We start from the raw sequence: 16,683 nt of genomic DNA, 5'->3' as shown, positions 1-16,683 counted from the left end.
CTGACCCAGGTGAACAGCCCCCACGCTGGCAGTTCATTCACCGTTCACCTGCATTCGCGGGGTTGTTCACGTCAGAGCCTTAGGTTCTCTCCCCGTCGGGGCGTTCGCCCGGCCCGACTACGCGACGAGAGTCGCCACGAACGAGCCCGGTGGGGAGCCCGCCGGACGAACCAAGGAGAATCTGTGGACTTCAAGCGCACCGGTGCCCTGCTCGGGCTCGCCGCCCTGACGACGGTCGGCCTCGCCGCCTGCTCCGACGACAACACCGGCGGCGGTGACGAGACGGCCGCCAAGGCTCTGCCCGGTGTCGAGTGCGGCGGCAAGGCGACCCTCAACGCGTCCGGCGCCTCGTCGCAGAACAACGCGATGACGATCTTCGCCAACTCCTATGCCCGAAGCTGCGACGGCCACACGCTCGACTACAACTCGAACGGCTCCGGCTCGGGCGTCAAGGAGTTCATCGGCGGCCAGACCGACTTCGGTGGCTCCGATTCCCCGCTCAAGGACGACGAGTACCTCGCCGCCGAGGAGCGTTGTGAGGGCCCGGCCTGGAACCTGCCGGCCGTCTTCGGCCCGATCGCGATCGCCTACAACCTCGACGGTGTCGACGTGGCGCTGTCCGCCGAGAACCTGGCCCGCATCTTCCAGGGCGAGATCACCAACTGGAACGACCCGGCCATCGCCGCGGAGAACGAGGGCGTCGAGCTCCCCGACCAGGAGATCACCGTGATCTTCCGCTCGGACGAGTCGGGCACCACCGACAACTTCCAGAAGTACCTCGAGGCCGCCGCCGGCGACGCCTGGAGCCATGAGGCCGGCAAGACCTTCAACGGTGGCGTGGGCGAGGGCGCCCGCGGCAACGAGGGCGTCTCCGCGGCCGTCGCGCAGACCCCGGGCACCATCACCTACACCGAGTGGTCCTACGCCAAGAGCCAGGACCTCGGCATGGTCAAGGTCATCACCCCGGCCGACGCCGAGGGAGTCGAGCTCAACGCCGAGACCGCCGGCACCACCATCGACTCGGCCAAGCTCCTGCACGAGGACTCGCACGACCTGGTCATCGACACCTCGTCGTTCTACGTCCCCGAGGTCGGGGGTGCGTACCCGATCATCATGCCGACCTATGAGATCGTGTGCTCGCACTACTCCGATCCCGAGACGGCCCTGGCCGTGAAGTCCTTCCTGAACGTGGCCGTGAACGAAGAGGTCCAGGGCCAGCTCGAGGCCGAGGGCTACATCCCGATCCCGGACGCGTTCCGCGGCAAGCTCACCGACGCGATCAACAGCATCACCTGATCCGCCCGCGTCCTCGGTCATCGGGCCCGCAACGTACGCGGGGCGGGCCCGGTGGCTGAGGCGGTTAGCCGCTGAACCGCACAATCTGCCCGGCACGACCGCTTTTCCCCGAGCGACTGAAGGTCTCATGACAGTTCACGAATCCGTCGACCGCGACGCCGACAAGAACAGCGCCGGCTCCGGCGCGCTCAACCCCGGCTCCGGTCTCGCGCCGAACTCGGACACGGGCGGCGACACCAGTCTTCTGGACGCCAAGTCCTCGAAGAAGTGGGACACCGTCTTCCGCAGCCTCACCGTCGCCGCGGGTGCTGTCATCGTCGCGCTCATCGCGCTCATCGGCATCGTTCTGGTCACCCAGGCGACCCCGTCGGTGATGCAGGACCAGGTCAACTTCTTCACCTCGTCCGAGTGGAACACCACCGATCCGGAGAACATGCGCTTCGGCATCCTCGACCTGCTCAAGGTCACGGTGCTGAGCTCGATCTTCGCCCTGCTGCTGGCCGTGCCGGTCGCGATCGGCATCGCCACGTTCCTCGTGCAGTATGCGCCCGTGAAGCTGTCCCGGTCGCTGTCCGCGCTCATCGACCTGCTCGCCGCCGTGCCGTCGATCATCTACGGCATGTGGGGCCTCCTCGTGCTGGGCCCGTGGATGGTGCCCTTCGCCGAGTGGCTCAACCGGAACCTCGGCTGGTTCTTCCTCTTCAGCAACGGCAACGTCTCCATCGCCGGTGGCGGCACCATCTTCACCGCCGGCATCGTGCTCGCGATCATGATCCTGCCGATCATCACCTCGATGTCGCGCGAGACCATCCGCCAGACCCCCTCCCTCCACCAGGAGGCCGCCCTCGCCCTGGGCGCCACCAAGTGGGAGAAGATCCGGATGACCTGCTTCCCGTACGCCAAGTCCGGCATGATCGCGGGCTCGATGCTCGCGCTCGGTCGTGCCCTCGGCGAGACGGTCGCGGTGCTCATCATCCTGCGTGCCGCGAGCTCGCCGAGCACGCTGTCGCTGTTCGACGGCGGCTTCACCTTCGCCTCGAAGATCGCCTCCGGTAGCGCCGAGTTCAACCACCCGCTGCCCACCGGCGCGTACATCGCCGCCGGCCTGGTGCTCTTCATCCTCACGTTCATCGTCAACCTCATCGCGCGCTCGGTGTCCGGTGGAAAGGTCAACGGCTGATGTCCCCCACGACAGACCTCGCCAAGCCGGCCAAGCCGGCCGAGACCTTCCTGCCGATCTCCGGCAGCCGCAAGGTCAAGGACAAGGCCGCCGCGGCCCTGTTCACCGTGTGCTTCGTGCTCGCCGTGATCCCGCTGGTCGCACTGCTCTACAAGGTGATCGCCTCGGGCCTGCCCGCGGTGCTCAACCCGACCTGGTGGACCAACTCGTTCTTCCTCGTCGCCCCGTCCTCCATGGCCGGCGGCGTCGGCCACGCGATCTACGGCAGCCTCGTCCAGGCGCTCATCGCGGCCGTCATCTCGATCCCGCTCGGTGTCGCCGCGGGCATCATGCTCGTGGAGTACCCCGAGTCCAGGCTGGCCAAGCCCACGACCTTCATGGTCGACGTCCTCGCCGGCGTCCCCTCCGTCGTCGCCGCCATCTTCATCTTCGGCGTGTGGGTCACGTTCTTCCAGCTGAGCCTCAGCGCCTTCGCGGTGGCCCTCGCGCTCGTGCTGCTCATGCTGCCGCTGATCGTGCGCTCGACCGAGGAGATGCTCAAACTGGTCCCGGACGAGCTGCGCGAGGCCTCCTACGCGCTCGGCGTGCCCAAGTGGAAGACCATCGTCAGCGTCGTGGTCCCCACCGCACTGTCCGGCATGATCTCCGGCATGTTCCTCGCGATCGCCCGCGTCATGGGCGAGACCGCCCCCGTGCTGATCCTCGTGGGTTACACGGCGAGCTACAACTACGACCTGTTCGAGGGCAACATGGCCTCGTTGCCGCTGCTCATCTACAACCAGCTCTCGAACCCCAACGAAGCCGGCCAGTACCGGATCTGGGGCGCCGCCCTCACCCTCATCATCATCATCGCGCTGGCGAACGTCCTCGCCACGTTCGCCGCCAAGGCGCTCGCGCCCAAGACGAAGTAAGGACCCCCAATGGCCAAGCGACTCGACCTCGAGAACGTCGACATCTTCTACGGCGACTTCCACGCCGTGAAGGACGTCAATCTCCACGTCCCGCCGCGCTCGGTGACCGCCTTCATCGGGCCGTCCGGCTGTGGCAAGTCCACCGTGCTGCGTTCGCTGAACCGCATGCACGAGGAGATCCCGGGCGCCTCCGTCAAGGGCTCCATCAAGCTCGACGGCGTGGACATCTACGACAAGCGCGTCGATCCCGTCGCCGTACGCCGCACCATCGGCATGGTGTTCCAGCGTCCCAACCCGTTCCCGACGATGTCCATCAAGGAGAACGTGGTCGCGGGCCTGCGCCTGCAGGGTGTCAAGAACAAGAAGAAGCTCGATGAGGTGGCCGAGAAGTCGCTGCGCGGCGCCAACCTCTGGAACGAGGTCAAGGACCGCCTCGACAAGCCCGGCGGCGGCCTCTCCGGCGGTCAGCAGCAGCGTCTGTGCATCGCCCGCGCCATCGCGATCGAGCCCCAGGTGCTCCTCATGGACGAGCCCTGCTCCGCGCTCGACCCGATCTCGACGCTCGCGGTGGAGGATCTCATCTCCGAGCTCAAGAGCGAGTTCACCATCGTGATCGTCACGCACAACATGCAGCAGGCCGCGCGCGTGTCCGACCAGACCGCCTTCTTCTCGCTCGAGGCCACCGGCATGCCCGGCCAGCTGGTTGAGGTCAACGCGACCGAGAAGATCTTCTCCAACCCGGAGAACAAGCAGACCGAGGACTACGTCTCCGGCCGCTTCGGCTGAGCCGAGACAGCCCTCCACATCAGAACCGCCCCGGTTCCGGTCTACTGGCCGGAACCGGGGCGGTTCTGATGTCATGCGTCGGGGGAGGGGCGTCCTCCCGAGTGGGTGGGGCCGGGGCCGCGGCGTCTCGTCGTCGTCGACCCCGTCCCGGCGGCCGTCACTCCCCGGACGGCTCGTCGCCCGAGGCCGGGCCGTTCGCGCGCCGCTCCTGGAAGCTGCGGTCCGTCTCGGTGAACCGGCGGACCAGCTCCTCGTTGGGGGTCGAGGAATGGTCCGGGTCGTCCTCGCCCAGATTGGCGTACTCGCCGGTCGCCAGGAAGATCACGCGCTGCGCGACCTCGACGGCGTGGTCCGCGAAGCGCTCGTAGTACCGGGCCAGCAGCGTGACATCCACCGCCGACGCGACCCCGTACTTCCACTCCCGCACGGTGAGGAGGGTGAACAGGTGGCGGCGCAGATCATCCACCGCGTCGTCCTGTTGGGCGAGAGTCGCTGCCTGCTCCGCATCCCGGTTGAGCAGCACCTCCGTGGCCGAGCGGCCCAGCGAGACGGCGACGCGGCCCATCTCGGCGAAGTAACCGTTGACCGGCTCCGGCAGTACAGGCTCCGGGTGGCGACGCCGGACGATCTTCGCGACGTGACACGCGAGCGTGCCCATCCGGACGAGGTCCTGCACGAGCTGGATGGACGTGACCACCTGGCGCAGATCGCGCGCGACCGGGGCCTGCAGGGCCAGCAGCGCGAAACCACGCTCCTCGTTCTCCGTGGCCAGACGTGACATCTCCGAGGCAGACTCGAGGACCTTCTCGGCGGTGACCAGATCCACCTGGAGCAGCGCGTGCGTGGCCAGCTCCATGTTGTCGGTACCCAACGAGCACATTCTGGCCATGGACGTGGCCAGGTCCGCGAGTTCTTCGGAGTAAACAAGACGCATGTCAACAGGATACCCGCATGTCAACCGTGCGATCGGGGAGCAGCCATGAACGCCCGGTGAACATCTCGGAAGGGACGAGGATCAGCCGCCGGAGTTCTGGGCGTCGGCGCCCTCGAGCGCCACCGCGTCATCCTCCGGATCGTCGAGCCAGCCCTCGGGGAGCAGCACCTTCGACGGCGAGCCCTGGCGGCCGCGCGGGCCGTAACCGTCGGCGGGGAACGGCTCGTCCGGTGGCAGATCGGAGAGCATCTCCGCCAGGTCGTCGAGGGTGCGGACGGCGGACAGGGCCACACGCTTCTCCGAGCCGGCCGGGAAACCGCGCAGGTACCAGGCGACGTGCTTGCGGATGTCGCGCATCCCCTTGTCCTCCCCGTGATGCTGCGCGAGGAGTTCGCCGTGTCGGTACATGATCCGGGAGACCTCGCCGAGCGTGGGAGGGGTCGGGGCCTCGCGGCCGGACAGGCGCGCGGCGAGCTCGGAGAACAGCCACGGCCGGCCCAGGCAGCCGCGGCCGATCACGACGCCCGCGCAGCCGGTCTCATCGACCATGCGCACCGCGTCCTCGGCGGAGAAGATGTCGCCGTTGCCCAGCACGGGCACGTCCGAGACGGCGCCGACGTGCTCGACCAGACGCGAGATCTGCGACCAGTCGGCCTCACCCGAATAGCGTTGCGCGGCCGTGCGGGCGTGGAGCGCGACCGCCTGGGCGCCCTCCTCGACAGCGATCCGGCCGGCGTCGAGATGGGTGTGGTGCTCGTCGTCGATCCCGACGCGCATCTTCACCGTGACAGGGATATCCGTGCCCTCGGTGGCGCGGACCGCGGCCGCGACGATCGAACGGAACAGTCTGCGCTTGTAGGGGATCGCGGACCCGCCACCGCGGCGCGTGACCTTGGGGACCGGGCATCCGAAGTTGATGTCGATATGGTCGGCCAGGTTCTCGTCGACGATCATCTTGGCCGCCTGGTACGTGTACTCGGCATCCACCGTGTACAGCTGCAGACTGCGGGGAGACTCCTCGGGCGCGAACGTGGCCATGTGTAGCGTCGCCGGCTGGCGCTCGACCAGCGCCCGCGCGGTGACCATCTCGCACACGTACAGACCCGACACCGAACCCTGCTGCTCCTGCTCCAACTCACGGCACAGCGTGCGGAACGCGACGTTGGTGACACCGGCCATCGGCGCGAGGACGACCGGTGAGTCGAGCGCGTAGGGGCCGATGCGCAGTGCGGGTGCCGACGGGGCGGTGGGAGCGGACATACCGTAAGTGTCCCAGCGCTCGGCGGGCAGGTCCAAAATGCGCACCCGGCGGGGCAGGGCGGCAGCGGCGTCAGAGCGGCGGATTCGGTATCGGCCGAGGTCGATGCCCCGGTCTGCACCTGCGCCTGGGCCGAGAGGTAGTGGTGCCCCCAGCCGGGCTCGAACCGGCGACCTGCGGATTAAAAGTCCGTAGCTCTACCAACTGAGCTATAGGGGCATCGGACACGATACCGGTCGCTTCCGCGGGCGGTTTAGTCGCCCGGCGGATGGTGCCCTAGACTGAATCCCGCTGCGGACCGGTGACCCCGGACGTGGCGGCGCCCCCTTCGTTTAGCGGCCTAGGACACCGGCCTTTCACGCCGGCAGCGCGGGTTCGAATCCCGTAGGGGGTACGCGATCGGGAAGTCCCGGTCACCACGGTGGTGGTGGCCGGGACTTCCTGCATTTCGGAGTTCGGGCGGAGGGGCGGCCGGCCGGGTCGAGCGGCACCTGTACCTGTGCCTGCGATGGACTTGCGCGTCCGGAATGGACCAAACCGGGCGCGTAAGTAGCACCGATCTGAGCAGACCAGGTGCGTAAGTCGACCGAGGGGCAGCGCAACGGGCCGGTGTAAGGAGCCGGAGGGCAGGTGGAGGGTGTGTGGCCCCAACGGACGGGGGCGAGGGTGGAGAGTGCGTCCTCCTGGGAGGGGGTCCGGATGGGATCGGCCGGGCTGCAGGCGGTGCGCGATGCGCGGTCGCGGGCAGCGGGCATCGAGCACCCGAAGAAAAGCGTCCTGACCTGCGCAAAGCACGGTCTGGGTTGCCCGATTTGCGTTATCCGCATCGCGTCTACTAATGTTCTTTCTCGTGCGAAGAGCACAGCGAAGAGCGAGGCCCTGTGGCGCAGTTGGTTAGCGCGCCGCCCTGTCACGGCGGAGGTCGCGGGTTCGAGTCCCGTCAGGGTCGCCAGAGATGACCGGCGCATTCGGTTTCACCGGATGCGCCGGTTGTCTTAGGGCCAGGTAGCTCAGTTGGTACGAGCGTCCGCCTGAAAAGCGGAAGGTCGCCGGTTCGATCCCGGCCCTGGCCACCACGACATGATGCGTCGGAGGGAATCCCTTCGGCGCGTTCGTCATTTCTGCGGCATAAATGCTGCGCCATCTCTGTTGCGATGCCCTGTCCACGTCGCATTTTCCGGGTCGTCATCTCCGGAGCGCGCGGCCCGGAAGGCCGTGACCGGCGGGCGGGCAGCGACGCGCGGTGCCGGGGGTCACCGAACGGTCACACGGTTTCAGGGATTGTCAGGTGCTCGTTATAGCGTGGACGCCATGCCATCGACTGCCAGCGAGGTCCGCGCCGCTCCCGAGAAGCCCCGGAAGGGGCCGCGATGGGGAGTCGTCGCCGCGGTCAGCGGCCTCATCGGAATTCTGCTGGCGATCGTGGTGCCACTGCTGCCCGTCACGCAGACCACCTCGACCATCAGCTGGCCCGAGAACGGGACGGTCGACCCGGTCACTGCACCTCTGGTCGCCTACTACCCGCTCGACATCACCGTCGACGTCCCCTGTACCGCGGTGCAGGAGCTGCGTGACCAGGGGCGTGAAGACGGGGTGCTGGTCTCCACCGCGCCACGTCAGGCAGGCGAAGAGGCCGGCGCGCGCGCCCTCATGGTGTCGGTCGCGGGCCCGAACGTCGAGGTGCGCAGCCGCAACGCACTCATCGCCTCGGCGCCCACTGATGCCGTGGCCGCGCCCGGCGCATGCTCCACGATCCGGGTCGTCGCCGACTCGGGATCCATCGGCGCGGAGTTCCTGGGCCTCGAGGTCGACGGGCAGGGAATCGGCGGTCGGGTCGAGGAGGACCTACGCCCCCAGGTCGTGGGCGTGTTCTCCGATCTCCAGGGGGCCGCGCCGGAAGGCATGTCCGTCGACATCACCGTGGACTCCCGCTATACGACGCAGGCGACCGTGATCAAGCAGATCGCGATCGTGGTGGGCATCCTCGCGATCCTCGTGTCGCTCGTGGCGCTGCACCGACTCGATCTCCGCGACGGCCGGGCCGGGCGACGCGTGCTGCCGCCGGGCTGGTGGAAGCCGCGACCGCTGGACCTGCTCGTGGTGGCGATCCTCCTCGTGTGGCACATCATCGGCGCCAACACCGCGGACGACGGCTACATCCTCACCGAGGCGCGTGCGGCGGTCTCCAGTGGATACATGCCGGAGGTGTTCCGATATTACGGAGCTCCGTATGCGCCGTTCGGGATGCCGTACTACCTGTACACGGCGATCAGTACGTTCACGCTCGGCAGCGTGTGGCTGAGACTCCCGGCGCTGCTGTTGGGTATCGGCTCGTGGATCCTGCTCTCGCGAGAGGTCATCCCGCGCCTGGGCATCGCAGCCCGACGCGCGGCCGCGGTCCGCTGGAGCACGGCGGCGGTCTTCCTCGCTTTCTGGCTGACCTACAACAACGGGCTACGCCCCGAGCCGATCATCGCGTTCGGTGTCCTGGCCACCTGGGTCTCGCTCGAGCGCGCACTCGCGACCGGCCGGCTCCTGCCGGCCGCGATCGGTTTCATCATCGGCGGGCTCACGCTGTCCGCGGCGCCCACCGGCACGTTCTGCATCGCCGTGATCATCGCCGCCTCGCGGCCGCTGCTTCTGCTCATCATCCGTAGAGCCAGGCGGGACGGATGGATCCCCACCATCGCCCCGCTGGTCGCGGCAGGGCTCGGCATCCTGCACCTGATCTTCCTCGACCAGCCGCTCGTCACCACGTTGCAGTCGTCCTCACTGCTCGGCGAGGTCGGCCCCAGCGGCAGCTGGTACGAGGAGGTCTGGCGCTACGAGTGGCTCCTGAACCCCACGCCGGACGGCTCGCTCGCACGCCGCTTCGGGGTGCTGGCCATGTTCCTGTCGCTCATCACCTGCGCGGCCATCCTGTTCCGCAAGGGCCGGATCCCCGGCGTCGCGGTCGGGCCTGCTCGCCGCATCGTCGGCATGGCCGCCATGTCGATCGTGTTCATGGCGCTCAACCCCACCAAGTGGACCCACCACTTCGGGGCATTCGCGACCATCGGCGCCGCGCTCGCCGCGCTCGTCACCATGGCGGTACTGCCGGCGGCGACCCGCTCGCTGCGCAACCGGATGCTGTTCCTGGCAGCCGTGTTCTTCATCCTGGCGCTGAGCTTCACCTCCACCAACGGTTGGTGGTACATCTCCATCTACGGCATCCCGTGGGGCGGTGCCCAGCCCTCCATCGGAGGGATCGCCCTGTCGTCGGTGTTCCTGGGGCTGATGCTCCTGTCGCTGCTCGCCGCCCTGGTCCTGCACTATCGCGAGCCGTTCATGACGCGGGCCGGGCAGGAGACCCCGCCCCGCGATCGGGGCCCCGTCGTCCGCCTGGCGCGGGATCTGTCGGAGGCGCCCCTCGGGTTGGCGGCTGCGCTCGTCGTCGTCGTCATCGTCGCCTCGATGGCGGCCGCGGTACGTAACCAGTACCCCGCCTACTCCGTGGGTCTGCAGAACCTCAATGCGCTGGCCGGCAAACCGTGTGGCATCGCCGACGCGGTCCTCGCCGAGCCCGACGCGAACGCCGGGCTCCTGGAGCCCCTCGGTGAGCCGCGCGATCAGCTCGAGGCCGGCGGCGAGGCCGTCCGGTTCCACCCGGACGGTATCGGCACCGACCTCACGGCGACCCAGGCCGCCGACACCGACACGCCCGGCACCGGCGAGGGGTCCGACACCACGTCGACGACCGCCGGGACCGAGGGTGGCGTTCGCATGGCCGAGGGCATCAACGGCAGCCACGCGGTGCTGCCGTTCGGCCTCGACCCGGGACGGGTGCCCGTACTCGGCAGCCACCAGACCGGCGCGCAGTTCAACGCCGAGACCACCACCGACTGGTACCCGCTGCCGGAGCGCTCGGACGAGCACCCGCTCATCACGGTCGCCGTGGCCGGCGAGTTCGCCCGCGACGCGCTGATCGTGGAGTACGCGACCAGTGGCCAGCCGTTCCAGCCCGCCGGCGTGGTGGTGCCCGAGGACATCGGCCCCGCGCCGGCATGGCGCAACCTGCGCGTGCCCATGGACTCGATGCCCGCCGACGTCACCGCGATCCGGCTGGTGGTGCGCGACCTCGATCCGGACCCGGAGCGGTGGATCGCGTTCACCCCGCCGCGCATGCCGGAGCTCGTCACGATGCAGGAGCTGGTCGGCCACACCCGTCCGGTGCTGCCCGACTGGGCCGTGGCGTTCCACGTGCCGTGCCTACGTCCGTTTGACGAGTTCGCCGGCATCCACGAGCTGCCCGAATACCGTGTTCTGCCCGACCGCGGCCTGGCCGTGAGCTCCACCAACACCTGGCAGGACTGGGACGGTGGCGGGCCACTCGGGTTCATCGAGCTGCTCCAGGAGGGCGAGACCGTGCCCACCTACCTCGAGCACGACTGGGACCGCGACTGGGGTTCCCTCGTGCGGTACACGCCGATCCTCCCCGAGGCGACGCCAGCGACCGTCGAGCACGGCGAGGTCGTACGGTCGGGGCTGTGGAACGGGGGACCGCTGGCCCGGTGACGGGCTAGCATCGGGCCCGGAGCTTTTTTACAAGGAATTCCAAGTAACCGCTGACGCAGACTGGAGACACCGCATGTCCGTGACGGAAAAGCAGTTCGAGAACATCCTCGTCGAGCAGAAGGATCGCGTCGCGATCATCACGCTCAACCGGCCCAAGGCGCTCAACGCGCTCAGCAGCGCCATGGAGAAGGAGGTCGTCGAGGCGGTCGAGGGGCTGGACTCCGACCCCGGCGTCGGCTGCATCGTCATCACCGGTTCGGAGAAGGCCTTCGCGGCCGGCGCCGACATCAAGGAGATGAAGGACAAGACCTACCCGGGCATCTACCTCGAGCGCTTCTTCCACGACTGGAAGCGCCTCACCACCGCCCGCACGCCGATCATCGCGGCCGTCTCCGGCTTCGCTCTCGGCGGTGGCTGCGAGCTCGCCATGATGTGCGACATGATCATCGCCGGCGACAATGCCAAGTTCGGCCAGCCGGAGATCACCCTCGGGGTCATCCCGGGAATGGGCGGCTCGCAGCGTCTCACCCGCGCCGTGGGCAAGGCCAAGGCCATGGACCTGTGCCTGACCGGCCGCCAGATGGACGCCGATGAGGCCGAGCGCTCGGGACTGGTCACCCGTGTCGTGCCGGCCGCCGAGCTGCTGGAGGAGACCATGAAGGTCGCCGACAAGATCGCCTCCATGAGCAAGACCACCGCCGCGGTGGCCAAGCAGGCCGTCAACCGGTCCTTCGAGACCACGCTCGAGGAGGGCCTGCTCGCCGAGCAGAACGCCTTCTACGCGCTGTTCGCCACCGAGGACCAGACCGAGGGGATGTCTGCGTTCGCCGAGAAGCGCAAGCCCGAGTGGCAGCGCTGATCGAACCGCCGCTGAGTCAGCAGCCGCAGGGTGAGGCGCGGGGCCGGGACGTCGAGTCCGGCCCCGCACCCGCACCCGGGATCCACCGCGCCCCCGGCGAGCCCCTGCCGGTCCTGGTCCTGACCGGCTACCTCGGCGCCGGGAAGACGACCCTGCTCAACCACCTGCTCTCCGGCGCGCCCGGGTTGCGGATCGCGGCCATCGTCAACGACTTCGGCGACATCAACGTCGACGCCGGCGCGATCGCCGGTCAGGTCGACTCGATGGTCTCGATGGCCAACGGCTGTGTCTGCTGCGAGGTCGACGCCAGTGAACTCGGCGAGGCGCTCATCAGCCTGGCCGACCCCGAGCTCGGCATGGATCTCGCGGTGATCGAGGCCAGCGGACTGGCGGAGCCGGCCATCCTGTCGCGGATGGTGCATGACGTACCCCGCGACATCGTGCGTCACGCCGGGATGATCCAGGTGGTCGACGCCGAAGGCCTTGACGACGCCATGGCGCGCCACCCGCGACTGGCCACGCACCTCGCGGAGGCCGACCTCGTCGTCGTCAACAAATGCGACCTCGTCACCCGCGAGCGGTTCACTGCGCTGCGCACGACGATCCGCGCCCACGCGCCGCGCGTCCCGGTGCTGCCCGCGGTGCGCGGTGCCGTTCCCGCCGGCCTGCTGTTGGGCGTCGCCCCCACCGCGGTGCCCACCGCAGCGACCACCGCGGCGGCCGAGTCGGACGGCCCGGTTGGCGGCGACCACGGCGACCCCGGGCACCACGACCACCCGCACCTCCACGACGCCTACACCGCCGTCACCGTCAGGCCCGCCGGGCACCTGCACCCGCGCCGTTTCCTCACGACCGTCGCGACACCGCCCACCGGCGCGTATCGCGCGAAGGGGACACTGACCCTGGCCACCGTCGACGGTCCGCGCCGCTACGAGGTGGCGCTCGTGGGGCGCCGGCTCGAACTGCGCGCCGTGGGTGAGGACGCGGCCGTCGACGACGGGGGAGCGGTACCTGACGGTCTCGTGGTGATCGGCGTGGAGATGGACGACGACGACGTCGCCGGCTTCCTCGATGACGCGGTGCTGTCACCCGGCGAGACGGTCGACGCCGATGCCGCGCTGGGCCTGCACCCGTACCTGATCGGTGACCCGGACTCCAGCGATGTGGAGGAATGGATCTACGACGAGCAGCGGTCCACGCCGGTCACCGGCAGTGCCGCGATGATGGTGGACCCCGAAGATCCCGAGGCATTCGATCCAGCCTTCACCCCCTGAGGCGGGCTCGGGCGGGAAGTGAGCACCGGTACCCCCGGCCGCTCGGCCACCGAGTCCGAGATCCGGTCGGCGGCGCCCCGACCACGTGCGTATAGTGGCGCTGACGATAGTGGTGTGTCGCACGTGCGGGGGGAGCAGACGACCCTGCTGTGGGGGTGGTGCACGGACGAGTGAGGAGACCGCGTGGACGAGGAGAAGAGCGGCCGAAGCGGTGGCGTGACCGGCGACGCTCAGCAGCGCAAGCGGGATCTTGCTTCGGTCCGTCGTGCGATCGCCGCGCTGCGGGATTCCACCGGTATCCCCGTCACCATCGGTGGCGTGGTCGGGGAGGGGCACACCCTCGTGCTCTCCGAGTCGCTCGGAATGCGCACCTCGGCCATGAAGGACCTCATGGTCCACTACGGTGCCGGCGTCGGCGGACGTGTCATGGCCACCGGCAAGCCCGTCGGCGTGGCCGACTACCCGCGCGCCGGCGTGATCACCCACGAGTACGACCTGCCGGTGCTGTCCGAGGGGCTGCGGTCGATGGCCGCCATCCCGGTCGTGGTGGGCAAGGACGTCCGCGCCGTGCTGTACGCGGGCGTGCACTCGTCAGTCCGGTTCGGCGAGAAGGTCCTCAACCAGATGGCCGCGACCGCGCGCGCCCTGGAACAAGAGATCGCGGTCAACGACGCGCTCGCCGCCCGCGGTGCCGCGCCCGTCGGGCCCGGCGCCGGCGAGGGCCGCTGGGACGAGGTGCTGTCCAACGAGCGGATGCGGGAGACCCACGCCCGGCTGCGGATGCTGGCCTCTCGCACCGAGGACCCGGACGTCCGGGCCGAACTCGAGCGCATCTGCGCCGAGATGGTCTCCCCGCCGCCGGAGATGCCCACCGCGCGGCTCTCGCGCCGCGAGCTCGACGTGCTGGCCTGCGTGGCCCAGGGCAAGACCAACATCGAGACGGCCGCCGACATGGGTATCGGCGCGGAGACCGTCAAGAGCTACCTGCGCTCCGTGATGCGCAAGCTGGACGCGCACACCCGGTTCGAGGCGGTCAACGCCGCCCGCCGGATGGGCGCCCTGCCCTGATCGTCAGCGCTCGCCGCCCGGCACCCACAGGACATCGCCCTCGGGGTTGGCCACACGGCCCAGCACGAACAGCAGGTCCGATAGCCGGTTGAGGTACTTCGCCGGCAGCACCGAGGTGGTCTCGGGGTGGGCCTCGACCGCAGCCCACGCCGCCCGCTCCGCGCGGCGGGCCACCGTGCGCGCCACGTGCAGGTACGCGCCGGCCGGCGTGCCGCCCGGCAGGATGAACGAGGTCAGGTCCGCCAGTTCCTCGTTGAACTCGTCGATCCAGCCCTCGAGGCGATCGATGTATGCCTGCTCTATACGCAGCGGCGGGTACTTGGGGTTCTCCTCGATCGGCGTCGCGAGGTCGGCCCCGGCGTCGAACAGGTCGTTCTGCACCGTTCGCAGCGCGGATGCAACCCGGTCGTCGAGACCACCGAGGGTGATCGCCACGCCGATCGCCGCATTGGCCTCGTCGCAGTCCGCGTACGCCACCAACCGGGGGTCGTTTTTGCTCACGCGTGAGAAATCGGACAGCCCGGTCGAGCCGTCGTCGCCGGTGCGGGTATAGATCTTCGTCAGATGAACAGCCATGACAGTCAACCTACGCGGCCGACCACCACGTCGTTCCGCGGTTCCGGGCGAGATCTCGCATACTGTGGACCCGTGAGCGGTAACCCCACGTCCCGCGAGGAGAGCTTCCTCGTCAGAGGCGGAACGAGTCTGAACGGCGAGATCGCCGTCGCCGGCGCCAAGAACAGCGTGCTGAAGCTGATGGCCGTCGCCTTGATGGCGGAGGGCCGCACCACGCTGACCAACTGCCCGAGCATCTCCGATGTTCCGGCGATGGCCGATGTCCTGCGGCATCTCGGATGCGCGGTGGAGATCAGCGACGGCACGGTCGTCATCGACACCCCGTCCGAGCTCGGGCATGTCGCCGACGACAAGGCGGCCCAGCGGCTGCGGGCATCCGTGTGCATCCTCGGCCCGCTCGTCGGACGGCATCACCGAGCGGTTATTGCGATGCCCGGCGGCGACGCCATCGGCAGTCGTCCCCTGAACTGGCACCAGAACGGGCTCAACGCCCTGGGCGCGCAGACCCACATGGACCACGGTCGTCTGGTTGCCGAGGCGACCGAGCTACGAGGCGCCTCCTACAACCTGAGTTTTCCGTCCGTCGGCGCCACCGAGACGTTCGTGACCGCGGCCGTGCTCGCCCCGGGGACCTCCGTGCTGAAGAACGCCGCCCGTGAGCCCGAGATCGTGGACATCTGCGACCTGCTCAACGAGATGGGCGCGCGCATCAGCGGCGCCGGTACGAGCACCATCACCATCGAGGGGGTCGACGGGCTCACGCCCGTGACCCACCGGGTGATCGGCGACCGCATCGTTTCTGCGACCTGGGCGATGGGCGCGGTGATGACCCGCGGCGACGTCAAGGTCAGCGGAATCGACCCGATGTTCATCCACGTGGTGCTCGAGAACCTTCGAGCGGTCGGTGCCGAGGTGGAGACCGGGACCGACTGGGTTCGAGTGAGCCAGGAGGGGCGGCCCCGCGCCCGGGACATCCGGACGCTTCCGTTCCCCGGGTTCCCCACGGACCTCCAGCCGATGGCGATCGCACTCGCCTCCGTGTCCGAGGGAGTCTCGGTCGTCACCGAGAACCTTTTCGAAGCGCGGTTCCGCTTCGTGGAGGAGATGGTCCGTATGGGCGTCGATGCCGAGACGGACGGTCACCACGCCAAGATCGTCGGACGCGAACGGCTCGATTCGGCCACCGTGTGGGCGAGCGACATCCGCGCGGGCGCCGGACTGGTACTGGCCGGCATGTGCGCCGACGATGTCACCGAGGTGTGCGAGGTCTTCCATATCGACCGCGGATACTCCGACTTCGTGGGAGATGTCCGTGCCCTGGGCGGCGACATCGAACGGGTCCCGACCCAGCGATAGGCCGGATCCCTACCCGTTGTTGGAGGTTTAGGGCGGTTTCGGACCCGCTTGGTGCCGCGTCCGAAGTGCAGTTGCTCGGACAGATGCTCGAGATACCCTGTTTGAACTGGGGATTTGGTGTTGTGTTGGGGTGCGTGTAACTTTATCGGAGCCGCCAGGGAGCGGGGTTCGGGCCGAGAGGTTCCGGGCCTTGGACCAGGGCGGTTGCTTCTTGCGAGGCGGGTTCGAGAAAGTCCCGGTTTTGACCGGGGACGGAGAGCCTGCTAGGCTGGAGAAGTTGCCCCGAAGGGGTGCGGCTTCGAGAGTGTGGCGGTGAGAATGCCCGGTTTTGGAACTGGGAGTTGTTGCTGCTAGGCTGGAGAAGTTGCCCGGGAGGGCGGCGGTTGCAGGATCTTCCCTGTGAAGCTGTGGTGAGTGTATCGCGGTGGATCGGTGTGTGGGTGTTGTTTGAGAACTCAACAGTGTGTTTTGTTTGTGATAGTGCCAAATTTTTTGTTTGGTTGCGACCCTTTCACATCCCTGTCGTGGGGGTCGCGTTTTTTTGAACAGCCAGTTTTTGGTTTGTTTGTTTGCTTGGATTGTGCTTTTCGTAGTGCTGAGAAGCTTTTATGGAGAGTTTGATCCTGGCTCA

At 68.4% G+C, this 16,683-nt stretch carries 12 protein-coding genes and 4 tRNA genes; 12 read left to right on the top strand and 4 right to left on the bottom strand.

The window, feature by feature from the left end:
• Positions 1 to 183 precede the first annotated feature (183 nt).
• The 4 genes from pstS (at position 184) to pstB (ending at position 4,173) form a co-directional block, all read left to right on the top strand.
• On the top strand, positions 184 to 1,296 hold the full coding sequence (gene pstS, locus ACWIFB_RS10990; RefSeq protein ID WP_454058261.1) for a phosphate ABC transporter substrate-binding protein PstS: 1,113 nt from the start codon (positions 184 to 186) through the stop codon (positions 1,294 to 1,296).
• Positions 1,297 to 1,423: 127 nt separating this feature from the next.
• Positions 1,424 to 2,476, top strand: a complete 1,053-nt coding sequence (gene pstC / locus ACWIFB_RS10985; RefSeq protein ID WP_452100899.1) for a phosphate ABC transporter permease subunit PstC — start codon at positions 1,424 to 1,426, stop codon at positions 2,474 to 2,476.
• Complete coding sequence (pstA, locus tag ACWIFB_RS10980) at positions 2,476 to 3,387, top strand: phosphate ABC transporter permease PstA (RefSeq protein ID WP_454058260.1); 912 nt, start codon at positions 2,476 to 2,478, stop codon at positions 3,385 to 3,387. Before pstC ends, pstA begins: the two co-directional genes overlap by 1 nt.
• A gap of 9 nt (positions 3,388 to 3,396) precedes the next feature.
• A complete protein-coding gene (pstB, locus tag ACWIFB_RS10975) occupies positions 3,397 to 4,173 on the top strand; it encodes a phosphate ABC transporter ATP-binding protein PstB (protein WP_230931511.1) in 777 nt (258 codons plus the stop codon).
• A gap of 157 nt (positions 4,174 to 4,330) precedes the next feature.
• On the opposite strand, the gene phoU is transcribed toward pstB, so the two are convergent.
• The 3 genes from phoU to ACWIFB_RS10960 all read right to left on the bottom strand — a co-directional run bounded on the left by phoU (position 4,331) and on the right by ACWIFB_RS10960 (position 6,584).
• Positions 4,331 to 5,107 (bottom strand): phosphate signaling complex protein PhoU, encoded by a 777-nt coding sequence (gene phoU / locus ACWIFB_RS10970; protein ID WP_452100900.1) that lies wholly within the window; start codon positions 5,105 to 5,107, stop codon positions 4,331 to 4,333.
• Between the two features lie 81 nt (positions 5,108 to 5,188).
• Positions 5,189 to 6,367: a tRNA dihydrouridine synthase DusB gene (gene dusB / locus ACWIFB_RS10965; protein ID WP_454058259.1), complete on the bottom strand. Its 1,179-nt coding sequence runs from the start codon at positions 6,365 to 6,367 to the stop codon at positions 5,189 to 5,191.
• A 141-nt stretch (positions 6,368 to 6,508) separates the two neighbouring features.
• A tRNA-Lys gene (locus ACWIFB_RS10960) sits at positions 6,509 to 6,584 on the bottom strand.
• Positions 6,585 to 6,686: 102 nt separating this feature from the next.
• Here ACWIFB_RS10960 and ACWIFB_RS10955 point away from each other — a divergent pair.
• The 7 genes from ACWIFB_RS10955 to ACWIFB_RS10925 all read left to right on the top strand — a co-directional run bounded on the left by ACWIFB_RS10955 (position 6,687) and on the right by ACWIFB_RS10925 (position 14,120).
• Positions 6,687 to 6,759: transfer RNA gene (locus ACWIFB_RS10955), tRNA-Glu, on the top strand.
• Between the two features lie 481 nt (positions 6,760 to 7,240).
• A tRNA-Asp gene (locus ACWIFB_RS10950) sits at positions 7,241 to 7,317 on the top strand.
• A gap of 47 nt (positions 7,318 to 7,364) precedes the next feature.
• Positions 7,365 to 7,441, top strand: a tRNA-Phe gene (locus ACWIFB_RS10945).
• A 235-nt stretch (positions 7,442 to 7,676) separates the two neighbouring features.
• Positions 7,677 to 10,919, top strand: a complete 3,243-nt coding sequence (locus tag ACWIFB_RS10940) for an arabinosyltransferase domain-containing protein (RefSeq protein ID WP_454058258.1) — start codon at positions 7,677 to 7,679, stop codon at positions 10,917 to 10,919.
• 73 nt (positions 10,920 to 10,992) lie between these two features.
• The gene (locus ACWIFB_RS10935; protein ID WP_452100904.1) at positions 10,993 to 11,778 is read left to right on the top strand and encodes an enoyl-CoA hydratase; all 786 of its coding nucleotides are present in this window, start codon (positions 10,993 to 10,995) and stop codon (positions 11,776 to 11,778) included.
• Positions 11,766 to 13,052: a CobW family GTP-binding protein gene (locus ACWIFB_RS10930; protein WP_454058257.1), complete on the top strand. Its 1,287-nt coding sequence runs from the start codon at positions 11,766 to 11,768 to the stop codon at positions 13,050 to 13,052. Before ACWIFB_RS10935 ends, ACWIFB_RS10930 begins: the two co-directional genes overlap by 13 nt.
• Before the next feature lie 183 nt (positions 13,053 to 13,235).
• Positions 13,236 to 14,120, top strand: coding sequence for a LuxR C-terminal-related transcriptional regulator (locus tag ACWIFB_RS10925; RefSeq protein ID WP_230931517.1), 885 nt, complete (start codon positions 13,236 to 13,238; stop codon positions 14,118 to 14,120).
• 3 nt (positions 14,121 to 14,123) lie between these two features.
• Here the strand turns inward: ACWIFB_RS10925 and ACWIFB_RS10920 are convergent, their stop codons facing one another.
• Positions 14,124 to 14,696, bottom strand: a complete 573-nt coding sequence (locus ACWIFB_RS10920; RefSeq protein ID WP_452100906.1) for a cob(I)yrinic acid a,c-diamide adenosyltransferase — start codon at positions 14,694 to 14,696, stop codon at positions 14,124 to 14,126.
• Positions 14,697 to 14,768: 72 nt separating this feature from the next.
• Here ACWIFB_RS10920 and murA point away from each other — a divergent pair, with 72 nt between their 5' ends.
• On the top strand, positions 14,769 to 16,052 hold the full coding sequence (gene murA, locus ACWIFB_RS10915; RefSeq protein WP_454058256.1) for a UDP-N-acetylglucosamine 1-carboxyvinyltransferase: 1,284 nt from the start codon (positions 14,769 to 14,771) through the stop codon (positions 16,050 to 16,052).
• The last annotated feature ends 631 nt before the right edge of the window (positions 16,053 to 16,683 follow it).

The sequence above is a fragment of the Dietzia sp. NPDC055340 genome, from assembly GCF_053645335.1.
Note: the sequence above shows the minus strand (reverse complement) of the source record. Positions and strands in the feature narration are given on the sequence as shown.

Bases quoted from the DNA above. Each gene is read 5' to 3' on its own strand.
- ACWIFB_RS10935 (WP_452100904.1), top strand. From the start codon at position 10,993: ATGTCCGTGACGGAAAAGCAGTTCGAGAACATCCTCGTCGAGCAGAAG.
- pstA (WP_454058260.1), top strand. From the start codon at position 2,476: ATGTCCCCCACGACAGACCTCGCCAAGCCGGCCAAGCCGGCCGAGACC.
- ACWIFB_RS10940 (WP_454058258.1), top strand. From the start codon at position 7,677: ATGCCATCGACTGCCAGCGAGGTCCGCGCCGCTCCCGAGAAGCCCCGG.
- pstC (WP_452100899.1), top strand. From the start codon at position 1,424: ATGACAGTTCACGAATCCGTCGACCGCGACGCCGACAAGAACAGCGCC.
- ACWIFB_RS10920 (WP_452100906.1), bottom strand. From the start codon at position 14,696: ATGGCTGTTCATCTGACGAAGATCTATACCCGCACCGGCGACGACGGC.
- pstB (WP_230931511.1), top strand. From the start codon at position 3,397: ATGGCCAAGCGACTCGACCTCGAGAACGTCGACATCTTCTACGGCGAC.
- phoU (WP_452100900.1), bottom strand. From the start codon at position 5,107: ATGCGTCTTGTTTACTCCGAAGAACTCGCGGACCTGGCCACGTCCATG.
- dusB (WP_454058259.1), bottom strand. From the start codon at position 6,367: ATGTCCGCTCCCACCGCCCCGTCGGCACCCGCACTGCGCATCGGCCCC.